Genomic DNA, 12,611 nt, shown 5'->3' with positions numbered 1-12,611 from the left:
TCACAAGCGCGGCATTTCGGAATAGTTTTCCCGATCAACTGTGCGGGTAATGGATCAGCGAATGAAAGTGAACCGTTTGTTCACCGCTGTTACGGTAACTATGGGCCGTATCGCCGGCAAAACGGACACCTTCACCGGCTTTAATGGTACGCCATAGACCATCAATGCACATATCCAGCAGTCCACTAATCACCACTACGTGCTCTATAACACCGCTTTCGTGTGGCGTGGATTCACTAAGCGCGCCGGGCGCCAGCAGTATCGAAAAGTGATCGAAACACAACTGAGGATCCCATGGGAACAGCGGCGTGACGACCATCGCCTGGTGTTGGGGATCGAAAGACGGCGTGCCGTCTGACTCAGGTGGTGAAATAAACGTCGAAAATGGGACATTCAGCCCGGTGGCGATTTTCCACAATGTCGCCACTGTAGGGCTGGATTCATTGCGCTCAATCTGCCCCAGCATCGCTTTTGACACGCCGGTTTCCTCCGCCAGACGCGAGAGGCTCCATTCCCGCTGGTGGCGCAGCGTTCTGAGCGTCGTCGCCAGATAGTGAGTTAAGTTATCCATGTTTCTCCTCCTTCGCCCTTCCTTCTCAAGGCTACAGCTTAGCACTTGTACGCTATAACGCACAGTGCTACAGTGGCTGACCGTTATAACGCACACGGAGTTGCTATGCGCACATTTTCAATCCCTCTGCCTACCGTGCTATCAGGTTTTGTCGCGGTGCTGGTCGGTTATGCCAGTTCGGCAGCCATTATCTGGCAAGCGGCGCTGGCCGCAGGTGCGACGACAGGGCAAATTGCGGGTTGGATGACCGCGCTGGGAATAGCGATGGGCGTTAGTACGCTGGCGCTGACATTATGGTATCGCGCCCCTGTTCTCACTGCATGGTCAACGCCCGGCGCCGCACTGCTGGTTACGGGCCTGCAAGGGGTAACGATTCAGGACGCGATCGGTATTTTCATCGTGGCTAACGCCTTAATTGTGCTGTGCGGCGTAACCGGACTCTTTGCCCGACTGATGAAAATAATCCCCCACTCGCTGGCGTCAGCCATGCTGGCCGGGATCCTGCTACGCTTTGGCCTGCAGGCGTTCAGTAGCCTTAACAGTGAGCTTATCTTATGCGGTAGCATACTGGTGGCATGGTTAGCATTTAAAGTCATTGCCCCACGGTATGCGACAATCGCCGCGATGCTGATAGGTATAATCATCGCGCTGATAAAAGGTGACATTGTCACTAATGAGGTAAGTTTATCTCCAGTGTTACCTGAGTTTATCGCCCCGCATTTTTCATTTGCCCACAGCATTAGCATCGCACTGCCGCTGTTTCTGGTCACCATGGCCTCACAAAATGCTCCTGGTATCGCCACCATGAAGGCGTCAGGCTATGCGTTACCCGTTTCACCGTTGATTGTCTTTACCGGTCTGCTGGCGCTGCTGTTTTCCCCTTTTGGCGTCTATTCCATTTGCATTGCCGCCATAACCGCGGCAATTTGCCAAAGTCCCGAAGCGCATCCTGATGCAAAGCGACGTTGGCTTGCCGCGGCGGCGGCGGGTGTCTTCTATCTTTTGGCAGGGGTTTTTGGTGGTTCGGTCACCGGACTGATGGCGGCCTTGCCCGTAAGCTGGATCCAAATGCTGGCGGGCCTGGCGCTGCTTGGCACGATTAGCGGCAGCTTATACCAGGCATTACATCATGAATCCGAGCGTGATGCGGCTATCATTACTTTTCTGGTCACTGCCAGTGGCCTAACGCTATGGGGGGTTGGGTCTGCATTTTGGGGGCTGATCGCCGGAGGTGTGTGCTACGCGGTGTTTGCTTTATTTCGCCGCACGTAACTGCGTTGGCGTTTTACCCGTCACCTGCTTAAACCGGTTGCTGAAATGGCTCGCTGAACTGAACCCGCAAGCCATCGCAATATCCGACAAACTGCGGGAAGAATGACAGACCAGATGCTGGGCTAATACCATACGTCGTTGCATAACGTACTGATGCGGCGCCATATTCATTGACTGGCGAAACATTCTGGCAAAATGGAACTCACTCAGCGCCGCCTCACTTGCCAAATCGCTCAGGGTAATGGGGTACGCCAGATGCGCTTCTATGTAGGCCAGCACATTGCGCAATGTGGCAGGCGCAAGTCCCCCGGTGACAACGGGCAACTGCCATTGGACGTTGCTGTAATGCTGGATCAGATGCGTGAGCAGTAGCGAAGACGCGGCGCTGAGCGTGAGATGGTTGGCCGGTTGTTGCCAGTCATTCCCGAGTAAAAACTGACGATAAACCGCTGTTATCCCCGGATCGCTGCCAAACGTATGCTCATCCAGCGTGAAGCTATAAGGGCTTTTGTCCCAGACTTTTTCACCCACTTCGCGCAAATGGCCGTCCGTACAATAGAGATGAACAAAGGAAAGATCGTCGCGGATATCCCAACTGGATTCGCTCTCTTTCGGCATCAGGCAAAAACGGTCCGGCCCACCGCCATTCTTCCAGCCGCCGGCCGTCTTGTGGTAACTCTCGTAACCATCGGCGATGTATAAGCTGAGGGTATGGTGATCGCAATACTGGGTAATGGTATCACGCTTATTTGACCAGGCCGCCAGTTGGATCCCTGAATGTAACGCAACCGACTCGTGCAGCACGGCATTGTGTTTGCGTAAGTTTTCAAAGGCACCGTAGGGCTGAGACATACCATCACATTCAAAATAAGTTAGCAGGCTTTCAGTCTATATCAGCTACATATTGTTAACAGCTTCCTTTTCACATTTGCGCGAAAAAAAGCGCAAGATTTTGCAAGTCCACCGCAATCTGATGAAAGCCCCCTGCTACCCAACGTGACACAGTGTGCGCCTGAAGATCAAAAAGAGAGAGTTGTATGAACGCACTATTGTACTGCCTGGTGGTGGTGATTTGGGGGACGACATGGATTGCCATTTATCTGCAACAAGGACCGGTTTCAGCGCCGGTTTCTATCTTTTGGCGCTTTGCCGTTGCCAGCTCGGTAATGATAATAATCCTGCTGGTTAGCGGTAAATTACGCAAACTATCTGGTCGTGACCATCTGTTTTGTCTGTTACAAGGCGGATGCGTTTTTTGCTTTAACTTTTGGTGTTTTTATACGGCTGCGGCGTGGATTAACACGGGCCTTGAATCGGTGATTTTCTCGATGGCCGTCCTGTTCAATGCGGTCAATAGCTTTCTGTTTTTCGGTCAAAAACCGCCGATGCGCTTTTATATTGCCGCCGGTCTCGGTCTGACCGGCATTGTCACCCTGTTCTGGCAGGACTTGCTCAACAGTGGCTTCAACCATTCACTTCTGCTGGGCATCGGCTTAAGCGCTCTGGGAACCTTTGGTTTTTCATTGGGCAACATGATAAGTCTGCGCCATCAGAAAAAAGGGCTGGAAGTATTGACCACCAATAGCTGGGCCATGTTGTACGGTACATTGCTGATCGCCGCTATTGCGCTGGTGCGTGGCGATGACTTCACTCCGCAGTGGACTTTCAGCTATCTTAGCGCACTGCTGTACCTGGCTATTTTTGGTTCGGTGATTGCCTTTGGCGCCTATTTCACACTGGTCGGTCGCATTGGTCCCAGTAAGGCCGCATACAGTACGCTGCTTTTTCCTCTGGTCGCACTAACGCTATCAACATTGTATGAAGGGTATATCTGGCAGGTAAATGCGATTGTGGGATTAGTATTGATTTTGCTGGGGAATCTGGTGATGTTTGCCCGACCAGAAGCGCTGATGGGTAAGCTCGTATATCGTCGCCGGACGGCATAAAAAAACGCACCATCCTTAGATGGTGCGTTCATCATTATTATTGTGTTTTTTTGTTCACGTCAAACATGGAAGCATCAGTCGCCATGTCATCAACAACTTTCTTCAACGTTTCGAACGCCATCGGCGTGCTTTCGTTGTTCAGATCTTTACCTTCACCCTTACGTACAACCTTAACAACCGGTTTATTGGTCGCCGCATCAATCAACTCACCCTCAAAGTAGAGGTTGGTATCCATGGTACGGTGACCCGTTGCCATTTGCGTTCCCGCAACCAGCAGCGCAACCGGGATCACTTCGTAGAACTGCAGCCCTTCTTTACTGGTCGCTACACCGGTAATTGCCCCGCGGAAAATCAGGCTACGTGGCCCAGGGGTAGTCACCAGGGGTTTACGTTTACTGATTGCGGATTTCAACTGTGTATTGGTATAGGTTAGTAGCTGATCAAGAACCTTCTGCCCTACCTGCGTAGTAGGTTTAGGAACCGGATAATACGTTACCGGGTTATATACAATGTTGTCATATTTGGATTCGTTGTAGTTCGGATCAACCCAACGGAGTACCGTTTGTCCGGTTGCCGATTTTGTTTCCTTCAGATCAGAGTAATTTTTTAAAAACCCAGAATATTTATCCGGTTCGGTCACTTTTGACGCACAGCCGGATAATGCCAACAAGCCAGTAAGCACTGCAACTTTAAATAAAGTATGAGTACGCATGAAACGATCCCTTTAGTTTTCGCAATGATGCCTAAAAAGAATAGCAAAACAGATTCATTTTGGATGCACTAAAAATGGTAAGGACCGCACAATTTTATCTTTGCGCTCAACATAAAAAATGCTGAACGCAGAGAGAGTTAACCCAGACAGGAGCTTCAGACAGTTTTGCGTGCCAGCATAGTGGCAAAGCGCAGTTTAATGCGATTACCATTTTCATCCGTACGATGAAGTTCACCCACGTCTTCGTTGTATTTCAGCAGATCCCACCCGCTGTAATAGTTGCGTAATTCACCCGTTTTAAACGCAAACGGAAAACCAACAGTGCACGGGAAATCATCAGTGTCCATTGCCGCAACGATTAAATTATATCCGCCTGGCTTCGTGCAGCGCTGCATATTATCTATCAGTCCCGGGATAGTTTTAGCCTCAAGGAACATCAGCACAACGGTAGAAAGAATAAAATCATATTCGCCATCAAAGCGTAAGGCGTTAAGATCCGCGACTTGCGCATGCAGGTTGGTCAGTCCTTCCGCCGCTTTAATGCGCTCAAGGTTCGCTATGCTCATGGGGTTTTTATCCCATGCGGTAACGTCATAGCCGTTTGCCGCAAGGTACAGGCTGTTACGACCATTACCGCAGCCCAGATCTAATGTTTTACCTGGCGCGACCACTTTTGCCGCTTCAACAACATCGGAATGCGTACGGGTTAAATCGTATTTCTCAGTAAAGTAGTTTTCGTCGCAATGAGTCATCATTTATCCTCAGATTTCAGTAGTGCAGCACGTTCTGTGCGGATAAGCAGCTTTCCCTGCAGCAGCAAAGCAAGCGTACGTATCAGTAATAATGCAATGATAAAATTGGTAAAAATAAACAGAGGGATAGACAGCGTATGAAAAAATCCTGATTCGCTGCCGTGTCCCAGATGCAGGCCCGTCGTCGCCAGGGCCGACACGCCAAACGAGAAGCTCCAGAACGAGGCATTAAATGGTTGCGACAGGTACCATGGCATGAGACGTAGCATAAACAGAAGTTGCAGCAGACCATAGCCGAACAGCATTTTGGCTAACGTATCCCCCTCACCGCCGTTGACGCTAAGCCAGGCGCTGCAAGCGACCAGCGCGGGCGCCAGTTGAATGCCAAGCGAAGTCCGTAAGACCGCTGGCAGTTCCCCGCAGCTACGTAAACGTTGCAGGATCACCGGTTCCAGGCTGAGCCAGGAAAATACGCCTGCCCCCAAAAACACCATTCCGGCATCATTGAAACCAAGCGCACCACAGGCCATTGCGCTGATAAAGTTATTGGCGACGGTCGGCAGATACAGACCCGGCGTGGTGGCTTCCTCTGGATGCGCTCCACGCCATAATCCTGCTGTTTGCCAGGCCGCGTACGCCAGCTGTATCACCACGCCAATGCTGAATAACCCGATCGCCAGCGGTCGATACCAGGGAACAAAACCAATTGCTACCAGCATGGTTGTGGCCGGAAACAGACTGACAAAGCTACTCATCACCGGGTGACGAATTTCAGCCAGTACGCTGTGCGGGAAGTGCAGCAAGCGATACATAAAAGCCAGCGTCAGCAGCCCCCAAATGGCCATGGCGAGAATCACTAAACCGTCGCCAATCCAGTGGCTCACCGGCCAAATCTGGCTGGCATAGCGCCAGGCGAATCCCATCCCGATTGTCCCCAGTACCATGCCAAAATAACCGGCCGGAAGATTGAGGACCCGTTCACTCTGTTTGCTCTTACTCATTTTGTTTATTTTTTAAAGTATATTTGAAATGCATTTTATGGAATTTCAGCGGGTTTAGCCAGTGCGGAAAACTTTGCTACGTTTAACTAAGGTGCGCAACATGGAAATGAGCAATGACCAAATATCGACTCAGCGATGAGCTTCGCTCCTTTAGTTACCAGGATAATGGCAATAAAAAAAGCGTATTACTACGCCAAATCATTGCGCTCATTGATTTTAATGATGTTACCGCCGGTACGCCTGGCGGCTGGATTGATGACGAAAGCGTCTTGTCGCAAAGCGGTGATTGCTGGATTTACGATGAAAATGCGCTCGCATTTTCCGGCGCATCGATAACCGGAAACGCCCGGGTTACTCAGGCAAGCGTCGTCAGAGATGGCGCGCAAATAGGCGATGCCGTGTGGATTGACCGGGCTGAAATCAGCCATCACGCACAAATACGTGACAACGTCACGATACAGGATTCGGTTATTCACGGCGAGTGCCTTCTCTGGGGTAATGCACGCGTTGTATGTGGATCCGAAATCATTGCCGCCAGGGGACTCACTGTTGAAAACGACCAGTTGCTGCAGATTTACGATCGGGCGACCATCAGCAACTCACGCGTAGTGCATCAGGCGCAGATCTATGGCGATGCAAAAATCAACTACGCCTTTATTGAACATCGGGCGGAAGTTTTTGATTTTGCCCAGGTGGAAGGTAATGAAGAGAATAATGTCTGGATTTGCGATTGCGCCAAAGTCTACGGGCATGCGCGCGTCATCGCCGGAACCGATGAAGATGCTATTCCTACCCTGCGCTACAGCTCACAGGTGGCAGAACACGCGGTAGTCGAGGGTAATTGCGTGCTGAAGCACCATGTGTTGGTCGGGGGACATGCTACATTACGCGGCGGACCAATCCAGCTTGACGATCACATCCTGGTTGAAGGTCACGCCTGCGTTCTTGGAGAAGTGTTGGTCGAGAATCACATTGAGATAACCGGCCAGGCGCACATTGAAGCATTTGATGGCGATGCTATTCATCTGCGCGGGCCGAAGGTGATCAATGGTGAGCAGCGCATTACGCGCACACCTATCGCAGGCTTATTCTGAGGGACCATCAATGATGCGGGCATAGAGATTCACATCATAGTAATCGCCATTGAGGAACTCCGCTTGTCGTAAACATCCTTCCAGTTGGAAGCCATTGCGCAATGCCACCCGGTTGCTCTCAACGTTTTCTACGCGGCATTTAATCACAAAGCGGCGAATTTCCTGGCGCTGCGCATAATGATGAATCAATGCCTGTAGCGCCCGGGACATAATGCCCTTACCCTGGTGAGCTTCATCCAGCCAGTAGCCAATATAGGCCGCTTTGTTCAGCGGCTCTATCTGGTTAAACGCGATGACACCCACCAGATTCTGTTGTGCAAAAATCAGGAACATTTTGGCGTAGCCGCGCTGGTGCAACATCATATTTCCCTGCACGTTTTTGCGCGTGTCGTCCTCGGATTCGACAAACTGCGGCCAGTTCAGCGACTGCTGGAGCCAGGTTTTATTTTTCAGCACCAACTGATGCAGAGGGGTGACGTGTTGTTCTTCGACGGCACGCAGTTCCAGCGAATCATTAATGGTTATCACTTCTGGCATTTTCTTTCCGTTACGATCGTTAAGCAGCTAATTCTGCTCATCATAAAACAGGAAGGGCTTCCCTTTTGGAAGCCCTTTTACACAGCAAGCGCTGTTTTACTTAGCTCTCACCGACACTCTCTTTTTGCAAAATTTTGAGCAGATCTTCCTTCAGGTGGAGTTTCTGTTTCTTAAGGCGAACAATGTCCAAACTATACCCCCGACCATCCGCACCTTCCAGTCTGGAGATCTCATGATCAAGGCTGTTGTGTTTTTCGAATAAGGACAGAAAGCGAGGGTTCTCGGTTTTCAGTCGGGAAATAAGGTCTCTGTATTCTGGAAACATACTTTCTCCCTGTTAGTGGACAAGAACGTGTATAAGAAATACACAGCTCCAGAGTACCCATTTCCCATACAGAAAAATGCGAACAGGATCGAGTAAATAGCGTACAGACTATTTTCAGAAAGATTGCAGATACGGCTCCCCCTCAGGAGAGCCGTAAAAGGAGTGATTAACGCATCTCACGGTCGTCAACGTACTGACGTTTATCCGGCGCTGGCGGGAAGTACTGATACAGCCAGGTTTCGCTGATGGCGTCGCCCTGGCAACGCAGGAACATACGCATATCTACCGGGTCGGTTGAGTCAGACGTCGGATACCAGTCAAACTGGATACGGTAGCCGTCGATAGGCTCCACGTAGAGGATCTCAATTTGTTTTGCTTCACCGCTGGAGAGCGTTATCACCGGCTCAATGCCTTTCGGCGCAGCGGCTTTCAGATCGCCACCGACGAAGTCAACGGCAAAACGACGCGCCCATTTCTCCGGGTAGTGCTCGCCCGGCGCCCATCCTTCCGGGAAGCCGCCCATGCCTGTACGGGTCGCCATCACGCGAGCCAACGGCGAACGTACCGGCGGCTGCGCGCTCCAGTACAGACGATATTTAAATTCCAGCTCATCGCCGGCTTTAATCGACTTCTCCGGCTGCCAGAAGCAGACGACGTTATCCAGCGTTTCGCCAGTCGTCGGGATCTCCATCAGGCCGATGGTCCCCTTGCCCCACTGGTTACGCGGTTCGACCCACAGGCTCGGACGCTTGTTATACCAGCCCATGATGTCCTGGTAATGAGAGAAGTCGCGATCGAGCTGCAGTAAACCAAACCCTTTCGGGTTGTTATCGGTATAGGCATTGAACTGCAGTTTTTGCGGGTTATTCAGCGGACGGCAGATCCACTCGCCGTTGCCCCGCCACATCGCCAGACGATCGGAGTCATGAATCTGCGGGTGAATGGTGTCGCACATCCGGCGTTCATTGTTGCCACAGCTGAACATGCTGGTCATCGGCGCAATGCCGAGCTGCTTGATGTCTTTACGCGCGTAGATATGGTTTTGTACATCCATGATCACCTGCGTTTTCTCGCAGTGGATCACGAACTTAAAGGCACCTGTTACGCTTGGGCTATCGAGTAGCGCATACACGGTAAAGGAGGTCGCGCCCGGTTTAACCGTTTCGAACCAGAAAGCGGTGAAATCAGGAAACTCTTCTTTGCTGTCGGTATAGGTATCTACCGCCAGACCACGCGCCGATAAACCGTACTGGTAGGTGTCATCCACTGCGCGGAAGTAGCTGGCGCCGAGGAAAGAAACCACATCACGACGAGCCAGTTCTGGCGCTTTAAATACGCGGAAACCCGCGAACCCGAGGTCAGTTTGCCCTTCCAGTTGTTTGGTATCCACACCCGCGTCGTTGTATTTAAACAACTCCGGACGGAAGTGGATTTCACGCGCCATATGCGTACTGTCATCGACCGAGAACATGCGAACCCGGCGGCGGAATCCCATTCCCACATGGAAGAACTGCGCATCAAGCTGACGATTTTCAACATTGTTCCACAGAGACTGCTCTGCGTCATATTGAATGCTGTTGTAGGCCTGCGGCGTCAATTTCGCCAGCGTGTCGGGTAACGCACGCGGCTCCCCGCCCCAGGGTTTCTGTGCTAAGTCGTGGGCCATCGATTGCAGAACGGAAAAATCAAAACGTACGGTTTTTCCGTCTGCAATGTCAGACTCTGCCGCAAAGGCGGCGCGGGAAAAGAGTGATGCAATACCACTGGTTCCGCACACGGCGGCCATTGCCATTGAACCTTTAATAAATCGTCTGCGATTCATGCCTGAAAGTGAGTCCTTCTGGTCGTGTAAATGGTCCCGCGCCGGTCAAAATCTGCGGCAAGAGAGTGCACATTTCTGACCGCTCACTCTAGACAAAATTCATTAATAATCCAATTGTTGGTCGCCGATTATCTGTACAAAATCGAAAATATTTTATGTCGATGGGAACAGACTGAATCCCGTGTAAATTCTGTTAAAGTAAACCACACCGCCGTTTACTTCGCTCTTCAGCCTCCTGATACAGCATAAATTCGTCATATACCTTGCAACCCAGTGCCTCTTCAAACGCTTCGCGACTGGAATTTCCATGGCTGCGAGCCTGAGTTTCATTACCCAGATTTGACTGGAAAATCCCCGCTGCGCTAACCGGTAAGAAATCTTCGTAGGTGATAGGTTGCGCAACCAGCCAGCCGCGCTCAATGAGCGGTTGCGGATCGTCATCCGGGCGAATGGCCTGGCGATGCGCTTCACCTGATGGCGTCAGTCGATAACGAAACCAGGCAAGTCCCTGTTGGCGCAGCAGAAACTCGCTATCCGGGAATGCCTTGAATACCTCCTGAAGATGCAGCTGGTGCGTCAGATTGTCTTTTCCCGTTCCCGCTTTATTCAACAGTTCGTCATACAAGGCTCTGCCTTTCGGTGTGAGCGCTACGCCGCGCTGTTCAATCTCGCCAAAACGCGCCGTGTGAGTGCCGCGCATTTCACCGGCAAACAGCACCGGTTCTTCCAGCGCTTTGAAACTGGTCTGACGTAATAAAATCGGCACCTCGCGGCGCGGCGGCCCTTCAATCAATATTTTCGGCTCTATGCCGCATTCCGGCATCATGGACTGTACCCGGTCAATATCCAGCGTGCGCGGCGTCAGATGGTTGATGTGACAACCAGGGAAACACACCACATCGGCAATCAGCCGGTGTTCGTTGTGTAATGCGTGATAGGTCGCTTCATCTACCGTGGCGTGCTGATGCCAGCGGAAGGTTTCCAGTGCTTCATGGACAAACTCCTGCGCCTGCTCAGGCGTAAAACTGCCCTGCGCATCAAACTCATCCAGCAGTTCATGACAACGACGAGTGAAAATGTCGCGTTTTGCAAGGATCTCCGCAGCCTTTTGCCGCAGCGCTACGTTCTCGATTAATTCGAGCCGTAATAACGAGGTGAATACCCGAAAAGGGTTGCGCGAAAGCGATGCAGCGTCGATGGGCCGAAAAGCCGTGGAATGTACAGGGACGCCGGCCTGAGAGAGGTCGTAGTAACTCACCGGATACATGCCCATAATGGCAAACATCCGGCGCAGCGTAGCAAGCTCCTGCGCAGTGCCCACCCGGATGGCGCCGTGGCGCTCAACGTTTAGCCGGGCCAGTTCATCCGCATTAGCCAGTTTTTCATGCAGCGTCGGATTATTTTCCAGTACCGCCAGATTCACATCAGCGACAAGTTCCAGCAACGTGCCATACTGCGGGACTTCCTGCTGGTACATTGCTGACATTGCCTGCGAAAATTGTTCCCGAATCTCATCTGCCGTGATGGTGTTCGCCATAATGTCATGCCTCCAGTGAATATTACCTGGAGTGTAGAGAACGCTGCAAAGTCCGGTGGGAAGAATTTACAAAGTGTGACCCCGCGTAAGTTTCCCACCCCATACAGACGGCGAACAGAACCTACTGGCGTGGTTTTAAATGTCTTTCCAGCCAGGGGAGCATCTGTTTTTTACGGCTGAGCATACCTTCCACCTTGCAGGGCTGCGGGATGTCAGAAAGCTCAGAACCGGCAAACCACAGACTGGTGTCGCCCAGATTAATATCGGTGAGCATGAGCACAACCAGCGCGGCATTCTTTTCCTGCGCATAGCGCGTCATTTCCAGGCGTAATTCATCCAGCACTGTATCAACCTGCTGCAGCGCGTACAGTTCAAGCTGCGCCACACAGACCTGATGCCCATGGATAGTGAAGGTTTTAATGTCTTTCTGCAGGAGTTCGCGGGCGCTCATCCCGTCCACGCTCGTTTTGGCAGACAGCAGGTCGCGACTGAAGGCGTCCAGGTCTACACCGGCCTTTTGAACCAGCGCATCGACCGCCAAACGATCATCAGCGGTGGTCGTGGGTGAACGAAGCGTGACAGTGTCACTCAGCACGGCACCCAGCAACAAAACGGCCTCCGCGAGAGATAACTGGCTACGCTCATCTTCCGACATCAGTTGCCATAACAGCGTCGCGCTACTGCCGACAGGCTTCACCCACACTTCTGGCGGCAGACGGGTGACTAATCCACCGAGCCGGTGGTGATCGATAATCCCCACGACGTTACTGTCTGCCAGCGATTGCGGCCCCTGGGCAGGTTCGGTGAAATCAACCAACCAGACGTCACGATCGGTCAACTCAAACGTCAGCCGTTCAGGAAGTGCCAGCCCCGCTTGCGCAAAGATAAACTGCGTTTCGCGGTTAGGTTCACCCAGACGCCATGCTGTGGCCTGCTGACCGCGTAAGGTAAGCCAACGCGCCGTCATTGCGGCAGTGCAAATAGCATCGCTATCGGGATTAAGGTGTCCTACTACATGTATCATTAATCAGTGCCTTTGAGA

General features: G+C 51.8%; 13 protein-coding genes. 3 read left to right on the top strand and 10 right to left on the bottom strand.

Annotated features, from left to right (window positions below):
• Window positions 1–34: 34 nt before the first annotated feature.
• On the bottom strand, window positions 35–571 hold the full coding sequence (locus OOJ59_RS16215; protein WP_160956174.1) for a helix-turn-helix domain-containing protein: 537 nt from the start codon (window positions 569–571) through the stop codon (window positions 35–37).
• Window positions 572–676: 105 nt separating this feature from the next.
• On the opposite strand from OOJ59_RS16215, the gene OOJ59_RS16210 reads away from it, so the two are divergent.
• Window positions 677–1,843: a benzoate/H(+) symporter BenE family transporter gene (locus OOJ59_RS16210; protein WP_160956173.1), complete on the top strand. Its 1,167-nt coding sequence runs from the start codon at window positions 677–679 to the stop codon at window positions 1,841–1,843.
• On the opposite strand, the gene OOJ59_RS16205 is transcribed toward OOJ59_RS16210, so the two are convergent.
• On the bottom strand, window positions 1,826–2,695 hold the full coding sequence (locus OOJ59_RS16205) for an AraC family transcriptional regulator (RefSeq protein WP_085048160.1): 870 nt from the start codon (window positions 2,693–2,695) through the stop codon (window positions 1,826–1,828). The genes OOJ59_RS16210 and OOJ59_RS16205 overlap by 18 nt on opposite strands.
• Window positions 2,696–2,880: 185 nt before the next feature.
• On the opposite strand from OOJ59_RS16205, the gene OOJ59_RS16200 reads away from it, so the two are divergent.
• Window positions 2,881–3,789 (top strand): DMT family transporter, encoded by a 909-nt coding sequence (locus OOJ59_RS16200; RefSeq protein WP_085048159.1) that lies wholly within the window; start codon window positions 2,881–2,883, stop codon window positions 3,787–3,789.
• Window positions 3,790–3,826: 37 nt separating this feature from the next.
• Here OOJ59_RS16200 and OOJ59_RS16195 read toward each other — a convergent pair whose 3' ends face one another.
• The 3 genes from OOJ59_RS16195 to tehA all read right to left on the bottom strand — a co-directional run bounded on the left by OOJ59_RS16195 (window position 3,827) and on the right by tehA (window position 6,254).
• Window positions 3,827–4,501, bottom strand: a complete 675-nt coding sequence (locus tag OOJ59_RS16195) for a DUF3313 domain-containing protein (protein ID WP_038640757.1) — start codon at window positions 4,499–4,501, stop codon at window positions 3,827–3,829.
• 155 nt (window positions 4,502–4,656) lie between these two features.
• Window positions 4,657–5,253 carry a tellurite resistance methyltransferase TehB gene (tehB, locus tag OOJ59_RS16190; RefSeq protein WP_160956186.1) on the bottom strand — a complete coding sequence of 199 codons (597 nt, stop codon included), beginning with the start codon at window positions 5,251–5,253 and terminating at the stop codon, window positions 4,657–4,659.
• On the bottom strand, window positions 5,253–6,254 hold the full coding sequence (gene tehA, locus OOJ59_RS16185) for a dicarboxylate transporter/tellurite-resistance protein TehA (RefSeq protein ID WP_085048156.1): 1,002 nt from the start codon (window positions 6,252–6,254) through the stop codon (window positions 5,253–5,255). Before tehA ends, tehB begins: the two co-directional genes overlap by 1 nt.
• Before the next feature lie 113 nt (window positions 6,255–6,367).
• On the opposite strand from tehA, the gene ydcK reads away from it, so the two are divergent.
• Entirely contained in the window at window positions 6,368–7,348 is a 981-nt protein-coding gene (gene ydcK, locus OOJ59_RS16180; RefSeq protein WP_160956171.1) for a YdcK family protein, read from the top strand.
• On the opposite strand, the gene rimL is transcribed toward ydcK, so the two are convergent.
• The 5 genes from rimL to OOJ59_RS16155 form a co-directional block, all read right to left on the bottom strand.
• On the bottom strand, window positions 7,340–7,885 hold the full coding sequence (rimL, locus tag OOJ59_RS16175) for a 50S ribosomal protein L7/L12-serine acetyltransferase (protein ID WP_085048155.1): 546 nt from the start codon (window positions 7,883–7,885) through the stop codon (window positions 7,340–7,342). The two genes, ydcK and rimL, sit on opposite strands and share 9 nt — an antisense overlap.
• Window positions 7,886–7,985: 100 nt before the next feature.
• The gene (locus OOJ59_RS16170; RefSeq protein WP_038640766.1) at window positions 7,986–8,210 is read right to left on the bottom strand and encodes a YdcH family protein; all 225 of its coding nucleotides are present in this window, start codon (window positions 8,208–8,210) and stop codon (window positions 7,986–7,988) included.
• A gap of 166 nt (window positions 8,211–8,376) precedes the next feature.
• Window positions 8,377–10,032, bottom strand: a complete 1,656-nt coding sequence (locus tag OOJ59_RS16165; protein WP_038640767.1) for a glucan biosynthesis protein D — start codon at window positions 10,030–10,032, stop codon at window positions 8,377–8,379.
• Between the two features lie 193 nt (window positions 10,033–10,225).
• Entirely contained in the window at window positions 10,226–11,569 is a 1,344-nt protein-coding gene (gene hglS / locus OOJ59_RS16160; RefSeq protein ID WP_160956170.1) for a 2-oxoadipate dioxygenase/decarboxylase HglS, read from the bottom strand.
• Between the two features lie 121 nt (window positions 11,570–11,690).
• Entirely contained in the window at window positions 11,691–12,593 is a 903-nt protein-coding gene (locus tag OOJ59_RS16155; protein WP_160956169.1) for a manganese-dependent inorganic pyrophosphatase, read from the bottom strand.
• Window positions 12,594–12,611: the final 18 nt, after the last annotated feature.

This window comes from Citrobacter sp. W9 (genome assembly GCF_026719375.1).
GTDB classification, from domain to species: Bacteria; Pseudomonadota; Gammaproteobacteria; order Enterobacterales; family Enterobacteriaceae; genus Citrobacter; species Citrobacter werkmanii.
This window is presented reverse-complemented; position numbering and strand designations above follow the sequence as displayed.

What these genes read in the sequence shown, in the direction of transcription:
- OOJ59_RS16215 (WP_160956174.1), bottom strand. Translation starts at nt 571, where the DNA reads ATGGATAACTTAACTCACTATCTGGCGACGACGCTCAGAACGCTGCGC.
- OOJ59_RS16210 (WP_160956173.1), top strand. Translation starts at nt 677, where the DNA reads ATGCGCACATTTTCAATCCCTCTGCCTACCGTGCTATCAGGTTTTGTC.
- OOJ59_RS16205 (WP_085048160.1), bottom strand. Translation starts at nt 2,695, where the DNA reads ATGTCTCAGCCCTACGGTGCCTTTGAAAACTTACGCAAACACAATGCC.
- OOJ59_RS16200 (WP_085048159.1), top strand. Translation starts at nt 2,881, where the DNA reads ATGAACGCACTATTGTACTGCCTGGTGGTGGTGATTTGGGGGACGACA.
- OOJ59_RS16195 (WP_038640757.1), bottom strand. Translation starts at nt 4,501, where the DNA reads ATGCGTACTCATACTTTATTTAAAGTTGCAGTGCTTACTGGCTTGTTG.
- tehB (WP_160956186.1), bottom strand. Translation starts at nt 5,253, where the DNA reads ATGACTCATTGCGACGAAAACTACTTTACTGAGAAATACGATTTAACC.
- tehA (WP_085048156.1), bottom strand. Translation starts at nt 6,254, where the DNA reads ATGAGTAAGAGCAAACAGAGTGAACGGGTCCTCAATCTTCCGGCCGGT.
- ydcK (WP_160956171.1), top strand. Translation starts at nt 6,368, where the DNA reads ATGACCAAATATCGACTCAGCGATGAGCTTCGCTCCTTTAGTTACCAG.
- rimL (WP_085048155.1), bottom strand. Translation starts at nt 7,885, where the DNA reads ATGCCAGAAGTGATAACCATTAATGATTCGCTGGAACTGCGTGCCGTC.
- OOJ59_RS16170 (WP_038640766.1), bottom strand. Translation starts at nt 8,210, where the DNA reads ATGTTTCCAGAATACAGAGACCTTATTTCCCGACTGAAAACCGAGAAC.
- OOJ59_RS16165 (WP_038640767.1), bottom strand. Translation starts at nt 10,032, where the DNA reads ATGAATCGCAGACGATTTATTAAAGGTTCAATGGCAATGGCCGCCGTG.
- hglS (WP_160956170.1), bottom strand. Translation starts at nt 11,569, where the DNA reads ATGGCGAACACCATCACGGCAGATGAGATTCGGGAACAATTTTCGCAG.
- OOJ59_RS16155 (WP_160956169.1), bottom strand. Translation starts at nt 12,593, where the DNA reads ATGATACATGTAGTAGGACACCTTAATCCCGATAGCGATGCTATTTGC.